Raw genomic sequence first — 21,646 nt, 5'->3', positions numbered from 1 at the left:
ATGAGATTTCCCATAGCATAAGCTAGTAAGACCCCTTGAAGAACACAAGGTTGATAGGTCAGAGGTGTAAGTGTGGTAACATATTTAGCTGACTGATACTAATAGGTCGAGGGCTTGACCAATAAAAATTTGGAAATGTTAAAATTATTCATATGCAATTTTCAGAGAACACTCTGAAAAAAACAAATTAGAGATTTTAAATCTCACAGCATCTGGTGATGATGGCGTAGAGGAAACACTCCTTTCCATTCCGAACAGGAAAGTTAAGCTCTACAGCGTCGATGGTACTGCACGGGCGACTGTGTGGGAGAGTAGAACGTTGCCAGGTTTTTTCATGGGGGTATAGCTCAGTTGGGAGAGCACTTGCCTTGCACGCAAGGGGTCAAGGGTTCGAATCCCTTTACCTCCACCAAGAAGTTATGGAAACATAGCTTCTTTTTTTTATAAAAATTTATATATTAGTGAATTATCAGATAAAGTAAATAAAGTGATACATATAATTGATAATAAAAAAATATAGTGTTATTATTTTTATTGTAGTAAGTATAATATAATCTAGTTATAGATTTTAAATATATAAATTATATTAGTTTATGTACAATAGGTAATTAAAAGGGTGAAAAAATGGCTTTTTATAGAGTAAAACAATTTATTTGGGGATTTACTTCTTTATTTAAAGAAATAGATTATACATATGTAACTAAATTTTTAGATGAAAAGGAAATGGATATTTTTAATAAGATTAAGCATAATGATAAGCATCATTGTATTAGAGTTTGTAAGGACTCTATAAAGATGAGAAATGATTTAAATATTGATGTAGATATGTATATGCTAGGTAGAGCTGCTCTTTTACATGATGTCGGTAAGAGCTTTCGTCATTTATCTTTAGTAGAAAAGTCTGCTGTTGTTTTATTAGATAAAGCTACTAAAGGTAAAATAAAAAGATTTAATAATATAAAGCAAATAAACGTATATTATAATCATCCTAAGATAGGACTTGATATACTTAAGAATAATGGGTTTGAGAATGATAAGGAATTACTACAGGTAGTTAGATATCATCATAATAAAGTTATTGATGAGAGTAATGAAATTCTTAGAATAATAAAGGTATGTGATGATAAAAATTAAGTTTAAAGAGGTGAGGTTATGACTTCAAAGAAAAGAAGAGAAGAAATAATAAAGTTATTGGTTAATAGTAATTCAGCTATTAAGGGAACAAAACTTGCAGAATTATTTTCTGTAACTAGGCAGATAATAGTTAAAGATATTGCTATTCTTAGAGCTGAAGGAAAAAACATTATTGCTACTCCAGATGGATATATATTTAATAAGGATATAAATAAAATTAAAACTATAATAGCAGTTAATCATAATAGTAAGGAAACTATGGAAGAATTAGAGATAGTAGTTAAATATGGTGGAATAATAGAAGATGTTATAATAGAACATCCTCTCTATGGAGAATTAAGAGGCAATTTAATGATTAAAAACCTAAATGATTTATATAAATTTGAAAAAAAATTTAATAATAATAATGCAAAACCACTTTCAAATCTGACAAATGGAATACATCTTCATACTATTGCAGCAGATAGTGAAGAAAACATTGAAGAAATAAAAAGGGAATTAAAAGAAAGAGGATTTTTATTATAGGGGGTTTTAAGTTATGGATTATGATATTCTAATACTAGGTGGAGGCATAATAGGATGTGCTGTAGCTTACGAGTTATCTAAATATAATTTTAATATTGCACTAATAGAAAAAGATTATGATATAGCAGATGATATTTCTTTTGTGAATACATCTATTGTTTATGATGGCTCCGAGACATCTGATGATATTATGGCTGGTCTTGAGTATATAGGAAACTATATAATGGAAGAAATTTGTGAGAAGTTTAATGTACCTTTTAAAAAAATTGGTGCTTTAAGGGTAGTTAATGATGAGAATGGCGTTAAAAAGCTTGAGGAGATGTATGATAGAGCAAAAAGAAGAGGTATTAATGGAGTATATCTAATAGATGATAAAGATGCATATGATATAGAACCTAATATAAAGCAGAATATAAAGAAAGGACTTTATTCAGAAAATATAGGTATTGTAGCTCCTTATGATTTAGCAATAGCTTATGCAGAAGTGGCTGCGGATAATGGAGCAATATTTAGATTAGAAGAAGAAGTTTTAAATATACAAAATCTATCTAAGGGATTTAGAGTAACTACAAATAAAAATAAATTTACTTGTAAGGTTGTTATAAATACGATACCTCATGAGATCTATATTAGGGAAAATGGAAAAGTAGAAGATAAAGAGCTTGAAAATGAAGGAAATAAGTTTAAAAATATGAGCTATTTATTAGTTGATGATAATTATGATAATAAGCTAAATAAAATAGTAATAGAAACTTTTGATAAAGATACATTTGTTTTAAGTACTCCAACGACTACTACTGGATCTTTAATAGGAATAAAGAGCACTGAAAGAACTAGCTTAAATGATAATTTAACCTATGCTAATCAATTACTTGAAGGTCTTGAAAAAAATAATATAAATAATTTATTCAGAGAAAGTTATAATAAAGATTCAATGGTTATAGATGAAAGTGAAATAGATAAGGGATATATAAGAGTTACTGGTACTCATTATGGAAAAATAACTATAGCGCCAGCAATAGCAAAAATGCTATGTGATTCTATTGCAAGTAACTTAAACTGTACTCTAAAGAAAAATTTTATAGATAAAAGAAGAGAAGTATATAAGTTTAGGGAATTAAGCAAAAAAGAAGCTAATGAAATAATAGCATTAGATAAAAAATATGGGAAAATAATATGTGTATGTAATAATATTTCAGAAGGAGAAATTGTTGATTGCATAAGAAGACCATTAGGAGCCAGAACAGTTGAGGGTGTTAAGAGAAGAACTGGTTCTGGATTTGGGAACTGTCATGGATCTTACTGTTATGAAAAAATAGTAAATATACTCGCTAGAGAATTAGATAAGAATGTTACTGAAATAGTTGATGACTCAAAGAATTCTAAAGTAATTTCAAGCAGAATAAAGGAGTTTAATGATGTGTAATTTAAACTATAATGATAGTAATAAGGACATATTTACATCTATAGTAAGAGTAAAAGGAAGTTTAAAATATAAGGTAGTACCTGTTAAATCAAATAAAAAGGTAGATAGAAGCCTATGGATAGAGATATCTAAGGTTTTAGGTAGAATATATGTAAGTACTCCTGTAAAAGTAGGAAATATAATATGTAAGAATGTTCTAAATACAGGCATAGATATTATATGTACAAGGGATTTATCAGATTAACAAATATTATTGACATAAATATTTTTTTATAATATATTAAGAGTAATCTAATAAAAACTGTTGAAGAGGCTAGTAATATAATTTTTATTTTTAGAGAGTCGATGGTTGGTGTAAATCGATATTAATATTATATGAATCCACCTTGGAGGGACTGTGATGAGCAGTACGGTCTAAACCGTTATATTTTTTGAGTGAATAACAGCTTTTTGTTATTAATTAGGGTGGCAACGCGGAATCTTTCGTCCCTTTATAGGGGAGATAGGTTCTTTTTTTATTTTTAAAAACAAATTAAGAGAGGAGAAATAATAATGTTAGATTTAAAATTTGTAAGAGAAAATCCAGAGAAGGTTAAGGAAAATATAAAAAATAAGTTTCAAGACAATAAACTTCCATTAGTAGATGAAGTAATAGAATTAGATAAAAAGCTTAGAGGAGCTAAACAAGAAGCAGAAGCTTTAAGAGCTGACAGAAATAAATTCTCAAAGCAAATAGGAGCTTTAATGGCTCAAGGGAAGAGAGAAGAAGCAGAAGAAATTAAAAAGAAGGTAACTTCTAATTCAGAGCGTTTAGCTGAACTAGAAATTAGTGAAGGTGAGTTAGCTGAAAGAGTTAATCAAATAATGCTGACATTACCAAATATAATTGATCCAAGTGTTCCAATTGGTAAAGATGATAGTGAAAATGTAGAAGTTGAACGTTTTGGAGAGCCTAAGGTTCCAGATTTTGAAGTTCCATATCATACAGATATAATGGAAAAACTAAGTGGATTAGATTTAGATAGTGCTAGAAAGGTAGCAGGAAGCGGATTCTATTACTTAATGGGAAATGTTGCAAGACTACATTCAGCAATAATTTCATATGCGAGAGATTTTATGATAGAGCGTGGATTTACTTATTGCATTCCTCCATATATGATTCGTAGTGAAGTTGTAACAGGAGTTATGAGCTTTGCTGAAATGGATGCTATGATGTATAAAATTGAGGGTGAAGACTTATACTTAATCGGAACAAGTGAACATTCTATGATAGGTAAATACATAGATACTATATTACCTGAAGAATCATTACCACATACTTTAACAAGTTATTCTCCTTGTTTTAGAAAAGAAAAAGGAGCTCATGGAATAGAAGAAAGAGGAGTATATAGAATTCATCAATTTGAAAAACAAGAAATGATAGTTGTATGTAAGCCAGAAGAAAGCATGGAATGGTATGAAAAATTATGGGTAAATACTGTAGATTTATTCCGTTCTTTAGATATACCAGTTAGAACTTTAGAATGTTGCTCTGGAGATTTAGCAGATCTTAAAGTTAAATCTGTAGATGTTGAAGCTTGGTCACCAAGACAAAAGAAATATTTTGAAGTAGGAAGTTGTTCAAACTTAGGAGATGCACAAGCTCGTCGTTTAAAGATTCGTGTAAATTCTAAAGATGGAAAATATTTTGCTCATACATTAAATAATACAGTTGTTGCACCACCAAGAATGTTAATAGCATTTTTAGAAAACAACCTAAATGAAGATGGTTCAGTAAATATCCCAACTGCACTTCAACCATATATGGGAAATATGAAGGTAATTAAATAATTTTTAATTTAAAGGCTAAATCTAATAAAACAGATTTAGCTTTTATTTTTTATATAAACAAGTAATGTACATTTATTGATTAAATAGGAAAATTATTCGAAGAAAGTGATGCTATTATTATTTCAACTCCAAATGAAGTAAAAGATTCTATTTTTTCTGAAGAAAAATATAGTTTTAAGATAAATGATGATGTGATAAAAAAGCTATATTAGCACTTTAAAAAAATATTTATATAAAATATTGACATAATATTTTTATGTTGATATAATCATATTTGTCGCGAGGCTAGAATATGGAGAGATGGTCGAGCTGGCTTAAGGCACCGGTCTTGAAAACCGGCGTACCTTTGCGGGTACCGTGGGTTCAAATCCCACTCTCTCCGCCAATTAGAGAACATCTAATTTTAGATGTTCTTTTTTAATAAAAAATATAAAATATAAAATTTAATAATTAATAATATAAGAATTATAGTATTGATTATTAATGAAATAATATTTTAAATCTAAATATAAAAACAGAAGCTTTTTTATATAAATTTAAAATAATAAAATATATTAAAAAAAATTCAAAATAATAATTGACAATATATATAGTGGTTGCTATAATAATATTTGTCGCAAGACGGAATATGGAGAGATGGTCGAGCTGGCTTAAGGCACCGGTCTTGAAAACCGGCGTACCTTTGCGGGTACCGTGGGTTCAAATCCCACTCTCTCCGCCATATAACCTTTATAGAAGGCACATGGAGAAATACTCAAGTGGCTGAAGAGGCGCCCCTGCTAAGGGCGTAGGTCGGGCAACTGGCGCCCGGGTTCAAATCCCGGTTTCTCCGCCAAAAGCATCTAATTTAATTAGATGCTTTTTTTATTATATAAAAGAATATATAGTGCAAATAAAATCGAAAGCATTTATAGAAGAATTAAGTTATTACAAAGATTATTACAATATATAATAGATATCTTGATTCATAATTTAATACAAAGTTTAAATGAAAAATATAGAATTGGGTTACATATTATAAAATGATTTAATGATGTTGTAAACAATTTCCCAAAATGATATACTGTCCTTATTAAAAGAGGAATTAAAAAGACTATATAGGGGGATTAAAATGGATAAGAAATATGTAGTTGGTGTTGATTTAGGCGGAACAAAAATATATACTGCACTAGTTGACTTAGATGGAAACATGATAAAAGAAATAACCATAAAAACTGAAGCTCATAAAGGTGATAAAGCAGTATTAGAGAAGTTAATAAGTACTATAGATACAGTTTTAGAAGGTACAGACATTAATGAAGTTAAAGCAATAGGAGTTGGTTCTCCAGGGCCACTAGACATAAAAAAGGGGTTAATAGTATATACTCCAAATTTACCTTTTAAAAATTTTAATATAGTTCAACCTATAAAGGAAAAGTACAATATACCTACTTATTTAGACAATGATGCAAATGCAGCTACATTAGGTGAATTTATGTTTGGTGCTGGAAAAGGTAGTAGAAATATGGTCTATGTAACTGTTAGTACTGGAATAGGTGGTGGAGCTATAATAAATGGTAGCTTATTCAGAGGAAGTACTGCTAATGCCTTAGAAATAGGACATACAACAGTTATGAAAGGTGGTCCAAGATGTGGATGTGGTAATACTGGATGTGCTGAAGCCTTAGCATCAGGAACAGCTATAATGAAGAGAGGCAGAGAAGCTGTAGCAAGTAAAGTAGAAACATCATTAAAAAATTATGATGAGGTAACAACAAAAGAAGTATTCATAGAAGCAGAAAAAGGTGATAAAGTATCTCAAGATATATTAAATGATGCATTGTCATATCTAGGAATTACAATTGCGAATATTGCAAATTCATTTGATCCAGATAAGATAGTAATAGGTGGTGGAGTTAGCCAAGCTGGTAATATAGTTTTTGAAAAGATAGATTATGAAATGGAAAGAAGATGTTTAAAGATAATCTATGATAACTGTAAAATTGAAAAAGCTGTTTTAGGCGGTAAGGCAGGAGTATTAGGAGCAGCAGCACTAGCTATTTTAGAAGGAAAGTAATATTGTAAATATAAAAGCTTCCAATAATATAAATTAATCTACTTATGAAGTGTTCTAGTAGATTTATATTGTTGGAAGTTTTATTTTGATATAATCCTTTATAATTTCAATTTTGTAATAAAAGAATTATAATAATATAGAAAGCAAAATTTGGATATAATTTAGATATAAAATAAATAGGAGAGTAATTATGGGTATTAGATTTATTTTTGGTAGAGCGGGGACTGGAAAAAGTAGGTTTTGTTTAGACCAAATAAAAAAGAAAATAGATAATAATAATGATAGTAATAAACTAATACTATTAGTTCCAGAACAATATACTTTTGATACTGAAAAAAAGTTTCTAGAAATAGTAACAGAAAAAGGATTCTTAAGAGGTGAAGTATTAAGTTTCAAGAGAATGGCCCATAGAGTATTTGAAGAGTGTGGTGGAAGAACTGACATTAAAATTAGTGATTCAGGCAGAAACATGCTTATATATAAAATATTAAAGGATAAGGCCGATGAATTAGACTATTTTAATAGAATGACTAAAGAGCAAGGATTTTCATCAGTAGTTTCTAAGCTTATAACTGAGTTTAAGAAATATAATATTTCCATGGAAATGTTGAACTCTAAAGAAGAAGAGATAAATGATGATGAATTAAAAGTTAAACTTAAGGATTTAAAATTAATATATAATGAATTTAATGATACTCTTCACAAAAAATTTATTGATGGAGATGATGAGTTAACACTTTTATATCATAAATTAATCGATTGTGATATATATGATGATTCGGAGATATGGATAGATGAATTTACTACATTTACTCCTCAGCAATTAGAAGTAATAAAAATCCTTGCTAAGAAAGCTAAAACTGTAAATATTACTTTATGCAGTGATAGTTTGAGTAATGGAGTAAGCATAGATTATACAGATGTTTTTGATGCTATAAAAAATACAGAAAACTCAATCTTAAACATAATGAAAGAAGGAAATATATCCTATTTAGAACCAATTAACCTAAATAAGGGTGAGTCTTATAGGTTCCTAAATAATGAAGCTCTAAAGCATTTAGAGAAGCATTTCTTCACTTATCCATTTAAACCTTATAAGAGTGAACCTAAAAATATTAGATTATATAAGGCTAACAATAGTTATGAAGAGGTTGAAACTGTCGCTAAAGACATTTTGGAGATGGTAAGGGATAAGGGATATAGATTTAAAGATATTGCTGTTGTATGCAGAAATATAGATGAGTACGAAAAAATAACTACTGTAATATTTAACGATTATAATATTCCCTTCTTTATAGATAAGAAGAGAGAGATTTTAGATAATCCATTAGTTGTACTTATAGTTTCATCTCTAGAAATATTGATAAATAATTGGTCCTATGAAAGTGTCTTCAAATATTTAAAAAGTGGATTAATTAATATTGAAGAAAAGTACATAGATGTATTAGAAAACTATGTATTGGCTAATGGAATCAAGGGATATAAATGGATTAAAGACTTTTATGATAAGGAAGAAATATCAGAAGAGGAAAATATACTATTTGAGATTATGGAGGAAGTTAGAGAACCACTAATAAGTCTTCATAATAAAATAAAAGGGAAGAAGACTGTCAAAGACATAACTACAAATCTTTATAATTTTTTAGTTGAACTTAAAGTTTTTGATACCCTTGAATTATGGCTTGAAGAATTTGAAAGCTTAGGACTTCAAGATAAGATTAAGGAATATATACAAGTACCAGAAATGGTTATAGAAATTTTGGACCAAGTAGTAGATGTCTTAGGTGATGAAGTAATAGATATAAAAGAATTTACTAAGATATTAATATCAGGATTTGAAGAAAAGGAAGTTGGAGTTATTCCAATGGCTTTAGATCAAATAAATATTGGTGATATCTCTAGGGTAAAGGGAAGAGACGTAAAAGCTTTATACCTAATTGGTGTAAATGATGGCGTATTACCAGCTGTTAATAAGGAAGAGGGAATAATAAGTGATAGAGAAAGAGATATGCTTAGAAATATCGGTATTAGATTAGCATCCGATACTAAGAGTAGGGCTTTTGAAGAGCAATTTATAGTTTATACAGCGCTAACTATTGCTTCAGAGTATTTAATGGTAACCTTCCCTATGGCAGATTTTGAAGGTAAGTCGCTAAGACCATCAATAATAATACCTAGGCTTAAAAAGATTTTACCAAAACTAGTTGAGGAAAGTGAAATATATAATTTAAAAGAAAATAATGATAAGTTTAGTAAGATAACAGCACCTACACCTACATTTAATGAACTTATTTCTGCCTTAAGAATGGAGTTTGAAAAAGAGCAAGTAGATGAATATTGGGCTCAAGCATTCAAGTGGTTTGAAGAAAATGAAGAATTTAATAGTAAAGCAAGTAGAATGTTTAAGGGATTAACTTACACAAATTTAGTAGAGAAAGTTCCTAGAGAGAAAATAAGAAGGTTATATCAATCAGAGAATAAAAAACTTATATTTAATGTTTCAAGAATAGAGAAATATGCTCAATGTCCATTTTCATATTATGTTCAATATGGTCTAAAGGCAAAGGATAGAAAAGTATATGAGTTTTCTGCACCTGATTTAGGTTCATTTATGCATAATATATTAGATGACTTTACTAATAAAATTAGAAGTGAAAAGATATCTTGGTCAGAGTTAAACAAAGAGAGATGTAGAGTTATAGTAAATGAATTAGTTGATAGAAAGCTAGAAAGTGATACTAATTCAATTTTAAATAGTACTAAAAAATACAAATATTTTGCTGATAGATTTAAGAGAACTATAACTAAATCTGTTATGGTTATTTCTGAACAGATGAGAAAAGGAAGTTTTGAAATATTTAGAAATGAATTTGAATTTGGTGGATTTAAAGATGGGGAACCTATTAAGATAGATTTACCTTCAAAGGAAACAGTTTATCTAGTAGGTAGAGTAGATAGAATAGATACTCTAGATTTAGATGGAAATACTTATATTAAGATAGTTGACTATAAATCAGGAGCTAAGAAGTTCAACTTAACAGAAGTTTATTATGGTCTTCAAATTCAACTTTTAGTGTACTTGGATGCTCTTATAAAAAATTCAAGATATATATTAAAAAATCAAGCTCTTCCAGGAGCAATATTATATTTTAGAATAGATGATCCAATAATAAAATCTAAAAAACAATTAACAGAAGAAGAAATAAAGGAAAGTATATTAAAAGAGCTAAAAATGAGTGGACTATTACTGAAAAATATTGATGTAGTAAAAGCTATGGATAATGATATGGAAACATATTCTTTAATAATTCCAGCAAGTATAAAGAAGGATGGAGATTTCTCCTCAAATAGCTCAGTAGTTACTGAGGAGCAATTTAATATATTAAGAAAATATGTTAATGATAAGATGGCGGAATTATGTGAAGAAATGTTAAGTGGAGATATTAAGATAACTCCTTGTAAAAATAATAATACTCCATATTGTAATTATTGTGATTATTCATCAGTATGCCAATTCGATACTTCAATAGAAAATAATAAATATAAGATAATATTTAAAAAGAATAATAATGATGCATGGAAGCTAATAAAAGATGAAGTTGAGAGAGGGGGAGAAGCATAAGATATGGGTAGCACAAAATGGACTGAAGATCAATTAAAGGCGATTACTACTAGAGAATGCAATCTTTTAGTTGCAGCTGCTGCTGGTTCAGGAAAAACTGCAGTTTTAGTAGAGAGAATTATAAGAATAATAACAAATGAAGATAATCCTATAGATATAGATAGGCTTTTGGTAGTTACATTTACATCGGCTGCTGCTGCTGAAATGAGAGAAAGAATAGCAGATGCCATATCTAAGGCACTAGAAGTTAACCCTAATTCGAAAGTATTGCAAAGGCAACTTACATTATTAAGTAGAGCTAATATTACTACGATGCACTCTTTTTGCTTAGATGTAATAAAGAACTATTATCATGTAATTAACTTAGATCCAACCTTTAGGATTTCTGATGAAACAGAGAATACTCTATTAAAACTTGAAGTAATAAATGATATGTTTGAAGATTACTACGAAAGTGAAGATGAGGATTTCAGAAATTTAATTGAGGCATATAGTTCTTCAAAAAATGATGATAAGCTAAAGGACATAATTCTAGATTTATATAGATTTTCTATGAGTGGACCATGGCCGGAAAAATGGTTAGTCAATAGCTCTGAGAGTTTTAATATAAGTAGTATTAAAGATTTAGATAATACACCTTGGATAAAGATACTTAAAGAAAGTATTTGGATAGAGGTTGATGGTTATGTTAAGACTTTAGAAAAAGCCATAGATTTAATAAAAGATACAGATGGATTAGAAGCTTACCTACCTACATTTTCCGATGATTTAGAGATGTTTAAAAGAGTTTTGATATCATTAGATAAAGGAATTGAAGATATATACAAAGAGATTAGCAATATATCTTTTGGTAAGCTAAAGGCTGTAAGAAAGAATAATGTTAGTGACTTAGAGGCCTTAGAAATAGTTAAAACTATAAGGGATAGTATAAAAAAGAAAACATCTAAGCTTATAGAAGATAGTTTTTCTATGCCAATTGAGGATGCTTTAGATGGATTAAAAAAGTCGTATCCTTATATGAATATGCTTAGTAAATTAACTTTAGACTTTATAGATAGATTTAAGACTAAGAAAAGAGAAAAAAATATTTTGGACTTTAATGACCTTGAGCACTTATGCTTAAAAATATTAATTAATAATGAAGAACAAAGTAATTCTGATGGAAGTATAAAAGAAGGAAATAGTGAATCTCTAGAGCCTTCTAATGTTGCAATAGGCTTTAGAGAATACTTTGATGAAGTATTAGTTGATGAATATCAAGATTCTAATAATGTTCAAGAAGCTATTATTGAACTAGTATCAAGAAAAAGTCTAGATAACCCTAATGTATTTATGGTTGGAGATGTAAAACAAAGTATATATAGATTTAGGCAAGCAAAACCAGAATTATTTTTAGATAAGTATAACAATTACTCTCTTGAGGATAACGGTAAAAATAGAAAAATACAGTTATATAAGAACTTTAGAAGTAGAGAGGAAGTAATTAACGGAGTAAACTATATATTTAAAATGGCTATGTCTAATACTGTAGGTGAGCTTGAGTATAATGATGAGGAATCATTAAATTTAGGTGCTAATTTCAAGGAGAATGAAGATGAAAGTGCAGAAATAGCAGGACCTATAGAGCTTCATATACTAGATAAGTCTGGTGGTGGAGAAGAAAATAATGAAGAAAATCCAACAGAAGATAATGATAGTAATAATGAAGAAGAGGAAGATATTGATTCAATAACACTTGAAGCAAGAATTGTTGCTTCAAGAATTAAAGAGTTAATGTCAACAGAAAACAAAGATAACAAAGTATTTAAGGTATTAGATAAAGAAACAGGAGAATATAGGCAGCTAAAATATAAAGATATAGTTATACTATTAAGAGCTACTAGGAACTGGTCAGAAGTATTTTTAGAAGAGCTTGGAGCATGGGGAATACCTGTCTATGCAGATACAGGAAGTGGATACTTTGAAACTATAGAAATAAGGACTATTATGTCAGCGTTAAAAATTATAGATAATCCTATGCAAGATGTTCCCATGATTTCAGTTTTAAGATCACCTATAGTTGGTTTCTCTGCCGAGGAGTTAGGGGATGTAAGATTATTAAATAAGGATAAATATTTCTATGAGATAATAAAAGAGATTACAGAGGGTGTACATGAGGTTAATGAAGAGCTTAAAAATAAATGTACGATATTTATTAAAAGTCTAGAGAAGTGGAGAAGAAAATCAATATATACTCCAATAGATGAGTTCATCTGGTATTTATATATGGATACAGCTTACTATGGATATGTAGGTGCGATGCCTAATGGTAAGTTAAGACAGGCGAATTTAAAGATTTTATTCCAAAGAGCAAAGCAATTTGAAAGTACTAGCTTTAAAGGGCTATTTAACTTCATTAACTTCATCAATAAGTTAAGAAGTTCTTCAGGGGATATGGGTAGTGCTAAGGTACTTGGAGAAAATGAAGATGTAGTTAGAATAATGAGTATTCATAAGAGTAAAGGGCTTGAATTCCCAGTAGTATTTACTTCAGGTTTTGGAAAACAATTTAATCTTATGGATTTAAATAAATCAATACTATATCATGATGATCTAGGTTTTGGACCAGATTATGTAGATTTAGAAAAGAGAAATTCTTATAGTACATTAGCAAAGGAAGCAATTAAGAAAAAGATTTTATTTGAAACCTTATCTGAGGAAATGAGAATATTGTATGTTGCCTTTACTAGAGCTAAGGAGAAACTTATAATTACTGGAGCAGTTCGAGATTTAGAAAGCTCTATAAATAAATGGATGACTTCAGCTGCCTTAGACAATGATATAATTCCAGCATCAGAAGTCCTTAAAGGTAAGAACTATTTAGATTGGGTTGGAATGGCTTTATGTAAACATAGAGATGGTGAAAAGTTAAGAAATGTAATTGGAAGCAGAAGTAGTTTAATAAATAATGATGAATCAACATGGGATGTGAAAATGTGGACTAAAAACAAACTGACTGTGGATAAAGATGAAGCAGCTGTTGATGAAAATTCAGAAGATGAATTGTTTATTAACTCTCATATAAATTATATAGATAAGGAAATAGAAAGAAGACTGGGATATAAATATAAGTATAGTTTGGCTGAAGGTTTACCTAGTAATGTTTCAGTATCTGATTTAAAGAGGGCTCTTTATGAACATGAAGATGATAGTGTATTGACTGTAAATATATTTAAGGATAAGCAAGTATTAAAACCTAAATTTCTTCAAGAAAAAAGGGGATTATCGCCTTCAGAAAGAGGTACTGCAGTTCATTTTATAATGCAAAAGTTAGATTTAAACAAAGTATCTACTAAAGAAGAAATAAATAATCAAATATATGAAATGAAGGAATTAAGTTTAATTTCTGAGGAAGAAGTTAAAGCTGTGGATAAGGTTAACTTCTTAGGATTCTTTAATAGCAAACTAGGAAAAAGAATGTTATCATCATACGATGAGGGAAGTTTAGTAAAGAGAGAATTACCATTCTATACTGAAATAAGTAGTTTAAATGTGGATAACTCTTTACCAGGGGAAATATACGAAAATGAGAAGGTAAGGCTTCAAGGGATAATAGATTGTATATTTGAAGAAGAGGATGGAATAGTTTTATTAGATTACAAAACAGATTATGTAGAAGTAGGTAATGAAGACAAAGTTATAGATAAATATAGAGTTCAATTAAAGTACTATAAAGAAGCAGTTGAAAAGATTACAGGAAAGAAAGTCAAAGAAAGCTATTTATACTTATTTGGGATAGGTAAGGAAGTTTTATTATAATTTTAGAAGTATGTGAAATATTAATAGCTATATCAATTTATAAATGTATTGATATAGCTATTTTTTCTATTATTTTATTTCAATTTCTTATTTGTAGACAGATTAATGGGAATAGTGCTATAGTAAAAATCGATAAATTTATATCTAAGTATTTTAACAAGGTGGTTGAACTATGAAAAAAGAATGTGCTGTATGTAATATAAAAATTGGATTATTTAGTCCTAAATTTAACTTAATTGATGGAGTAATTTGTCCGGCTTGTGCAAGTAATGCTATGGCAAAAGATAGGGTTGCTTTAAGAGCAGGAAGGTTGACTTGTGAAGAAGCTAGAAAAAGTATATTAAATAATAAGGTACATAAAGAGAATATAGATAAGTTTATACCTACTTCATCTCCTCATCCTAATATAGCAATAGATTTAAATAATAAAAAAATTAAATTAGTTTCAAAAATAAATGGAGAGCATTTTGAGGAGATAATAGACTTTGATAAGATTATTTCGTGGGAAGTTCTAAAAGATTCTGAAACAATATATAAAAAAGAATGGTTAGGTAGAGCTGTAGTTGGTGGAATGCTGTTTGGTGAAACAGGTGCAGTAATTGGGGCAGCGACGGGAGATTCTAAAAATAAGACAATAATTAAAAGTATTAAACTTAGAATTACCATTTCAGATATTGATAATCCTATAAGATTTATTCATATCCACGAAGGAGCAGACTTAGAAGTAGGTAGTGATAATTATAATCGAATCGTCGATAGTACGCAAAGGCTAATTGGCGTAATTGAAAATATACAAAACTATCAATAAAACAACAATATATAAACTAATATAAATAACATATAAAATTATATTAGTATATTATCTATAAATACTGTAATGGATATAGAAGAAGAGTTGAATTACTCTTCCTCTATATTAACTAAAAAGCTTGTAGCTAAATTTAATAATTTTTCTTTTGAATTTAAATCAGGATTTTCTAAAACTGAATTTAATAAGAAATTTAAAATATCACCTAGTATTTTTCCGGGTTTTAATTCAAGATTGGAAATTAAATCTTCACCAGTAATTTTCAAATCTTTTATTTTAAGAGGTTCCTTATTATTAATTATTTCATTAGCTAAGTTCTCAGTATATCGTACTTTCTCTAAAAATATTTTTGGATTATCTAAAGAGTTTATATCAGCTCTTTGAAGAGCAAATAATAAGTTTATATTATCAATACCCACATCATTTAATAGTTTCTTTACCTCATATTTAGTAGGCATTACATTAACATTTAAAACAAGATGATGCTCTATAAGTTTTGAGATAATCTTAATAGTATTATTATCAAATCTCAATTTAGATAATATCTTTTTACACATTATTGAACCTTCAAGACAATGTCCAGGAAATCCATAAAAACTTCCATCATGTAATGGTGTTAGAGTATTTAACTTACCTACATCATGCAAAAGTGCAGCTAATCTTAATAATAAATTATTTTCAGTATTATCTATTACTTTTAAAGTATGAGTAAATACATTTCTATTATGATTAGTGCATTTAGGAGAAAAATTATATAGTAAATTAATTTCAGGTAAAATAATTTCTAAAAGATTTGTATCTCTTAGAATTTCAAATCCTTTAGATGGATTTGAAGAAATCAATATTTTACATATCTCATCTCTGATTCTTTCAGCACTTATATTTTCTATTAACTTATAATTATTCTTAATTGCAGTATAAGTATTTTCCTCTATATCAAAATCTAGCTGGCAACTAAATCTTACTGCTCTAAGCATTCTTAATGCATCTTCTTTAAATCTTTTATCAGCATCTCCAACGCATCTAATGATTTTATTTCTTATATCCATAACTCCATTAAAGTAATCAATTAACCCCATATTTTCATTATAGGCTAAGGAATTTATAGTGAAATCTCTTCTAGATAAATCTTCCTTAATATCAGTTACAAAATTAACTGAAGAAGGACGTCTATTATCTATATAATCTCCCTCTGTTCTATAAGTTGTAACTTCATATGGTTCATTGTTTATAAGAATGGTAACAGTACCGTGCTTTAATCCAGTAGGTATTGTTTTATCAAATAAAGATATAGTTACCTCAGGCTTAGCAGAAGTGGTAATATCATAATCTTTAGGTAAATTACCTAATAAAATATCTCTAACACATCCACCTACCATAAAGGCTTCAAAATTGTTTTTATAAAAAGTATCAATAATAAATTTAACTTCAATTGGAGTATTTATTTTCATTGCTTATCCTACCTTTAAAATATATATAAATAAATGATACCATAAAATGAAATCAGTTCAAAAGTTCCATGATATTTTGTATGATATAATACTTATGTAAAGTATAAACGAGGTGGAATAGATATGAAGAATAAAAAAGTCATGGTCTTAATAGCAGTTATTTTATCATTTATATTCTTACTTATTCTTAGCATTTCTATGTATAACTCTAATAAAGAAAAGCTAGAGATAAAAACTATAGAAAATCTAATAATTAGTGGAGAGTATGAAGATGCTTTAGAGGAAATAAAGAATTCTAAGGAGAATGAAGTCTTAAGCTTATACAAAGATATAATTGAGGACTTTTTAACATTGAAGGAAGAGGAAAATATTGAAATCAAGGAGGAAAAGATTTCAATATTTAAAGATAAGTACAAGAAGGATATTGAGAGTGATATTTTTGAGGCGTTAAATAAAGATATCTCAAAGATAGAAGATAGTATTAATGATTACTATGATGAAATTAGTAGTGAGAAAGAAAAAATAAATAAGGCTATAGAAGAGGATATAGATAGTGTAGAAGACTTAATTAAATCTTTTAAGGAGAAATATCCTAAAGAAGATATTTCAGAAATAGAAGGTGAATATAATAAAAAAATTGAAGAAATAAAGATTGAAGAAATGAAGATTAGTAATGAAAAGAGTAATGATGCTAACTCTATATCTGAAAATGGTAGTACAGTAAGTAATAATGATGAGAAAAAGACATTAGGAATAGCAGATACTAATGCAGCGAAAAATTCAAGTCAAATTGTAACAGTAGTAAGCAAGGGTGGCTCCTATGGAGAATTAGTTTTTTGGGAAAAAGATAGTTCAGGTAATTGGAATGAATTAGATAGAGTAGCAGCTAGATTAGGGCAAAATGGTTTAAAAGATGCCAGTCAAGTTTATGAAATGGATAAGTGCACACCTACAGGTATATATACATTAACAGAGGCTTTTGGAATTAATTCTAATCCTGGTAGTGGAGTTACATATAGACAACTTGATGGTACAGAGTATTGGGTAGATGATGAAAACTCTCAATATTATAATACTATGCAGTTTGGTGAGCCTAATGGAAGATGGACGTCAGCAGAAAAGCTTACAGATTTTCCTGGATATTATAACTACTCTTTAGTAATTGACTATAATAGATGGCCTGTGATTCCGGGTAAAAGCTCTGCAATATTTATACACTGCGATATGGGAATATATACTTATGGTTGTGTTGCTATACCACAGCAAAATTTAGTTAATCTATTAAAAAGATTAGATCCATCAAAAAATCCAGTAGTGATTTTAGATTTTGACTATAACAATATTTTTAATAATTATTAATACAGTGACGATTAGATAAATTAGAATTTATTTAAAATAGTTAAATATGAATATCTTAATAAGCCAATGCATTAATGCATTGGCTTTATTTTTAAATTAATTTATTATAACTTTTGTATCATTATCTATATTATCATATATCCATTTAGAATCTTCAACTTTAAGTCTTATACACCCATGAGAAGCAGGTTCACCTAGAGTGTAATCAACTATTTCACTTTGATCCTCATTGTATGGAAGTGAGTGGAATAAGTAATCACCCATAAATTGAACCCAGTACTTGCCTCCTTGTTCATAGTCATGAGAATAGAACCATTCACCTCTATCAGTTACAGAGAAAATGCCTTTAGGGGTTTCTTCCCCTTCTATTCCAGTTGAGCTAGAAAATTCTTTTAGTAGAGTCCAATTATTCTTTTCGCCTTCATATACATAAGTCATCTGATTACTTAAATTTAAATAAATTAAATAAGGGGTTTTACTATCAATAGCTAAGGTATTTATATTATTAGGTGTTATTTCTTGAAGTATAGCGTTAGATGTGTATTCTGAATCTTCACCTTGATATTCTTCTCTAAATTGTGTCACAGAGTTAATTTTATTATTGATTTCAACTATATCATCCTTACTTAATTTACTAGCATCATAATTAGATAATATCCCTAAAGCTTTAGTATAATACTTGTTTGCTACTAACTCTTCAACACTATCTAATAAATAACTTTTATAATTTGAATAAAAGTCATTAATATAATCTTGTGCTATTTCATAGTCTTTAGGTGTATCCTTTGATACTAAATTAAAATAATCTATCGCTTTATTATAATCCTTAGAATTAAAAGCCAATATTCCTAAATTTAAATAGCTATTTTCATTTTGAGTATTGCTAGTTAGTTCATTACTACCTATTTCTGAAGAATTTGTACTAGCTACAGCAGTATTTTTAGGATTTTCTAAAGCTGATATTAATTTATTTAAGGAAGATCCAAGAATATCATAACTATCGATTTCATTTAAAATCTCTAAAGCAGTAGTATTATTTATTTCATTATTAGATAGAGCTATGCATACTTTATTAACTACATCTGTAAAATAGGTTTCTAAATCTTCATTAAGTTTATTTTTTGATATTAGCAGAGTCTTATTTTCTAATAAAGACTTTGCATTAGAATAATCATTTTTATTAAAAGCTGAATAGAATTTAGAAGTTATTTTATCATAATTTGAATTAACAAATATATTCGATGTGAATCCTAATAACGTAAACAAAACTATTAGTGAAAGGATTTTAAATATAGAAAACTTTTTATCAGTACCTTTATTGCTTTTAAACATAAATTCTCCTCCTTGAACTATATTATAATCATTAACCAAATTCACAAAAAATAATCTAATTGTTAAAAAAAATAGAAATTAGATTTATTTATAAAATCAATTTTGTATGATAGAATAGTTATTAATTACTAAAATCTAAGGAGTAACAGAAATGAAAGAAAGATTAGGCTTCTTTAATAAATTAATAATCAGTATAACTAGTGTAAAGAGATATAAAGAGTTAATGAAAGAAGGTCTATCAAAGGCAATTATATATTCTATACTTTTTTCGCTTATAATTGGTGGTATTATTGGAGGATTTAGCTACGCAGCTGTTGGATCTATGCAGGAGACAATTGAAAAGGTAATGTCAACGGATGAATTTAAATTTACCTTAGAAAATGGAATCCTAGACTTTGAGAATTCACCGCTTAAGATTGAGAAAGGACAAAGCATAGTATATGTAGATACAGATATATCATTAAGTGAAGTAGATAGTATTAGGAAAATAGTGGTTCATAAGGATTCTTCAGTATCTTTTTTGAAGGATGGAGTTTCATATAGAATGAATGGTGAAGAATTAAATTTAAAATATACGGAAATGAACTTAGTAGATAAGATAGACAATGAGGATATTATAAGTTCTCTTGGATTAATAGGAATAGTAAAATATATAGTATTTATAATTAACATATTATTAACATATTTTAATTTTATGTTTAATGCATTTATATTATCAATTCTTGGTGTTATTTTAAATAAGATAAACTATCTAAATTTAAATTATGGAGATGTATTAAAACTATGTATTTATGCAACTACACTTCCAACAATTTTAGGATTATTTATACCTCTTGGAGCTTTTTCAATGATAGTATCTGGAACCTATTTGACATTAGCTATTAATCATTTAAGAAGTGAAAGCACATTTTAATAATATATATAAGGGGAAGTATCAAAAAGTATAGACTTTGATACCCCCCTTTTATGTTAAAATAAATAAAAATATGGATAAACTATAATAATATATTTAATTAATAAAAAAACAATAATATAAAAATTGGAAAAAACTACAAAATGTGTTGTTAGAAAAATGTGCATATGGTAAACTTATAATATGGGTAAAAAAATGCTAAGGCTTGTATGAAAGGAATTATGGGGATGATTAACAATGAATTTATTAATAGGGAATTGTTACTTAAAAAAGATGACTTAAATGATTTTTTTTCAGAGAAAAATAATAGCCTTACGAATGATGAATTAATAATGGTCATAACTGAATTAGTAAACAAGAATAATAGACAAGAAAATTTTTTGTTGAATATTTCACATGATTTAAGAGGTCATCTAAATGTTATTTTAAGCATAATGCAATGCATAGATTATGGAAGTGTATCTGTTAATGATAAAAAGGCTTTAGAATATATGGGAATAGTAAAAAGAAATAGCTTAAAGATGTTAAAGCTTATAAATAACCTCATAGATACTACAAAGCTTGAAAATAATTATTATGTTTTAAATAAAAAAAATATAGATGTTATCTCTATGATAGAAAGTACAGTAAGTTGCATAGATAAGTATGCAAAACAAAAAAATATTCAATTAACTTTCGATACAAATGAAGAAGAATGTATTATGTCAGTTGATCCAGAAGTATTAGATAGGATAATTATGAATCTTTTATCTAATGCTATAAAGTTTTCGTATAGTAACACAAATGTCTATATAAATATGAATGTGCTTGAAGATTCAGTGAAGATATCTATAAGAGATGAAGGTCCTGGAATATCAAAGGATAATCAGGAAAAGATATTTAGTAGATTTTATCAAATAGCTAGTGATAGCAATATGGAGTCATCAGGAAGTGGAATTGGACTTGACTTAGTAAATTATTTAGTTAAGTCTATGGACGGTGATATATTTTTAAATAGTGAAGAAAATAAAGGTTGCGAATTTATAATTACACTACCAATTACTTTTGTTGAAGAAAAAGATGATTACTGTATAAGAAGTGATGGTAATAAGATTCAAATGTTAGAAGTAGAGTTTTCAGATTTATATAAGAATTAAGAATCTGTGGCTTGGTAAAAAAATTAGTTGCTTGATTTATTTATGGACTTATGATAATATAATTTTGTTAAAATTTTATATGCGGTGGTAGCTCAGTTGGATAGAGTAGCTGGCTACGAACCAGTTGGTCGGGGGTTCGAATCCTCTCCGCCGTACCATGGAAACCTTGTAAATGATAATTTTACAAGGTTTTTTTATTGTTTAAAAAATTATTTAAAAACATTCGAACTAAGTAATATTAAAAATATGTTGAAAT

The 21,646-nt window shown here is 28.1% G+C and carries 14 protein-coding genes, 5 tRNA genes, 2 rRNA genes and 1 other annotated feature; of the genes, 19 read left to right on the top strand and 2 right to left on the bottom strand.

Annotated elements, in window-relative coordinates:
* The 15 genes from GPX08_RS06675 to GPX08_RS06605 form a co-directional block, all read left to right on the top strand.
* A 23S ribosomal RNA gene (locus GPX08_RS06675) occupies positions 1-125 on the top strand; the annotation flags it as partial.
* Between the two features lie 86 nt (positions 126-211).
* Positions 212-328 (top strand): 5S ribosomal RNA (gene rrf / locus GPX08_RS06670).
* An 8-nt stretch (positions 329-336) separates the two neighbouring features.
* Positions 337-412: transfer RNA gene (locus GPX08_RS06665), tRNA-Ala, on the top strand.
* 212 nt (positions 413-624) lie between these two features.
* Positions 625-1,134, top strand: coding sequence for an HDIG domain-containing protein (locus tag GPX08_RS06660; protein WP_156626060.1), 510 nt, complete (start codon positions 625-627; stop codon positions 1,132-1,134).
* A gap of 18 nt (positions 1,135-1,152) precedes the next feature.
* On the top strand, positions 1,153-1,659 hold the full coding sequence (locus GPX08_RS06655; RefSeq protein WP_156626059.1) for an HTH domain-containing protein: 507 nt from the start codon (positions 1,153-1,155) through the stop codon (positions 1,657-1,659).
* A 13-nt stretch (positions 1,660-1,672) separates the two neighbouring features.
* A complete protein-coding gene (locus tag GPX08_RS06650; protein ID WP_156626058.1) occupies positions 1,673-3,085 on the top strand; it encodes an FAD-dependent oxidoreductase in 1,413 nt (470 codons plus the stop codon).
* Entirely contained in the window at positions 3,078-3,329 is a 252-nt protein-coding gene (locus tag GPX08_RS06645; RefSeq protein ID WP_156626057.1) for a DUF1667 domain-containing protein, read from the top strand. Before GPX08_RS06650 ends, GPX08_RS06645 begins: the two co-directional genes overlap by 8 nt.
* 51 nt (positions 3,330-3,380) lie before the next feature.
* Positions 3,381-3,579, top strand: a binding site (T-box leader).
* A gap of 58 nt (positions 3,580-3,637) precedes the next feature.
* Positions 3,638-4,915, top strand: a complete 1,278-nt coding sequence (gene serS / locus GPX08_RS06640; protein WP_156626056.1) for a serine--tRNA ligase — start codon at positions 3,638-3,640, stop codon at positions 4,913-4,915.
* 294 nt (positions 4,916-5,209) lie between these two features.
* Positions 5,210-5,300 (top strand) — tRNA-Ser (locus tag GPX08_RS06635).
* Between the two features lie 245 nt (positions 5,301-5,545).
* Positions 5,546-5,636: transfer RNA gene (locus tag GPX08_RS06630), tRNA-Ser, on the top strand.
* Between the two features lie 23 nt (positions 5,637-5,659).
* Positions 5,660-5,750 (top strand) — tRNA-Ser (locus GPX08_RS06625).
* Between the two features lie 276 nt (positions 5,751-6,026).
* Complete coding sequence (locus GPX08_RS06620; protein WP_156626055.1) at positions 6,027-6,971, top strand: ROK family protein; 945 nt, start codon at positions 6,027-6,029, stop codon at positions 6,969-6,971.
* 190 nt (positions 6,972-7,161) lie between these two features.
* On the top strand, positions 7,162-10,593 hold the full coding sequence (gene addB / locus GPX08_RS06615) for a helicase-exonuclease AddAB subunit AddB (protein ID WP_156626054.1): 3,432 nt from the start codon (positions 7,162-7,164) through the stop codon (positions 10,591-10,593).
* Between the two features lie 3 nt (positions 10,594-10,596).
* A complete protein-coding gene (addA, locus tag GPX08_RS06610) occupies positions 10,597-14,391 on the top strand; it encodes a helicase-exonuclease AddAB subunit AddA (RefSeq protein ID WP_156626053.1) in 3,795 nt (1,264 codons plus the stop codon).
* A gap of 172 nt (positions 14,392-14,563) precedes the next feature.
* Positions 14,564-15,199, top strand: a complete 636-nt coding sequence (locus GPX08_RS06605; protein WP_156626052.1) for a DUF4428 domain-containing protein — start codon at positions 14,564-14,566, stop codon at positions 15,197-15,199.
* A 92-nt stretch (positions 15,200-15,291) separates the two neighbouring features.
* On the opposite strand, the gene GPX08_RS06600 is transcribed toward GPX08_RS06605, so the two are convergent.
* Positions 15,292-16,650, bottom strand: coding sequence for a CCA tRNA nucleotidyltransferase (locus GPX08_RS06600; RefSeq protein ID WP_156626051.1), 1,359 nt, complete (start codon positions 16,648-16,650; stop codon positions 15,292-15,294).
* Between the two features lie 933 nt (positions 16,651-17,583).
* Here GPX08_RS06600 and GPX08_RS06595 point away from each other — a divergent pair.
* Positions 17,584-18,009 carry a L,D-transpeptidase family protein gene (locus GPX08_RS06595; protein ID WP_156626062.1) on the top strand — a complete coding sequence of 142 codons (426 nt, stop codon included), beginning with the start codon at positions 17,584-17,586 and terminating at the stop codon, positions 18,007-18,009.
* Positions 18,010-18,105: 96 nt separating this feature from the next.
* Here the strand turns inward: GPX08_RS06595 and GPX08_RS06590 are convergent, their stop codons facing one another.
* A complete protein-coding gene (locus GPX08_RS06590) occupies positions 18,106-19,341 on the bottom strand; it encodes a L,D-transpeptidase family protein (RefSeq protein WP_156626050.1) in 1,236 nt (411 codons plus the stop codon).
* 151 nt (positions 19,342-19,492) lie between these two features.
* Between GPX08_RS06590 and GPX08_RS06585 the strand changes: the two genes are divergently transcribed.
* The 3 genes from GPX08_RS06585 (at position 19,493) to GPX08_RS06575 (ending at position 21,548) form a co-directional block, all read left to right on the top strand.
* Complete coding sequence (locus tag GPX08_RS06585) at positions 19,493-20,254, top strand: DUF1189 domain-containing protein (protein ID WP_156626049.1); 762 nt, start codon at positions 19,493-19,495, stop codon at positions 20,252-20,254.
* 227 nt (positions 20,255-20,481) lie between these two features.
* Positions 20,482-21,390 (top strand): sensor histidine kinase, encoded by a 909-nt coding sequence (locus tag GPX08_RS06580; protein WP_156626048.1) that lies wholly within the window; start codon positions 20,482-20,484, stop codon positions 21,388-21,390.
* A gap of 81 nt (positions 21,391-21,471) precedes the next feature.
* Positions 21,472-21,548: transfer RNA gene (locus GPX08_RS06575), tRNA-Arg, on the top strand.
* The last annotated feature ends 98 nt before the right edge of the window (positions 21,549-21,646 follow it).

Origin of the sequence: Clostridium tertium (assembly GCF_902652255.1) — a bacterium.
Lineage (GTDB): Bacteria > Bacillota > Clostridia > Clostridiales > Clostridiaceae > Clostridium > Clostridium tertium_A.
Note: the sequence above shows the minus strand (reverse complement) of the source record. Positions and strands in the feature narration are given on the sequence as shown.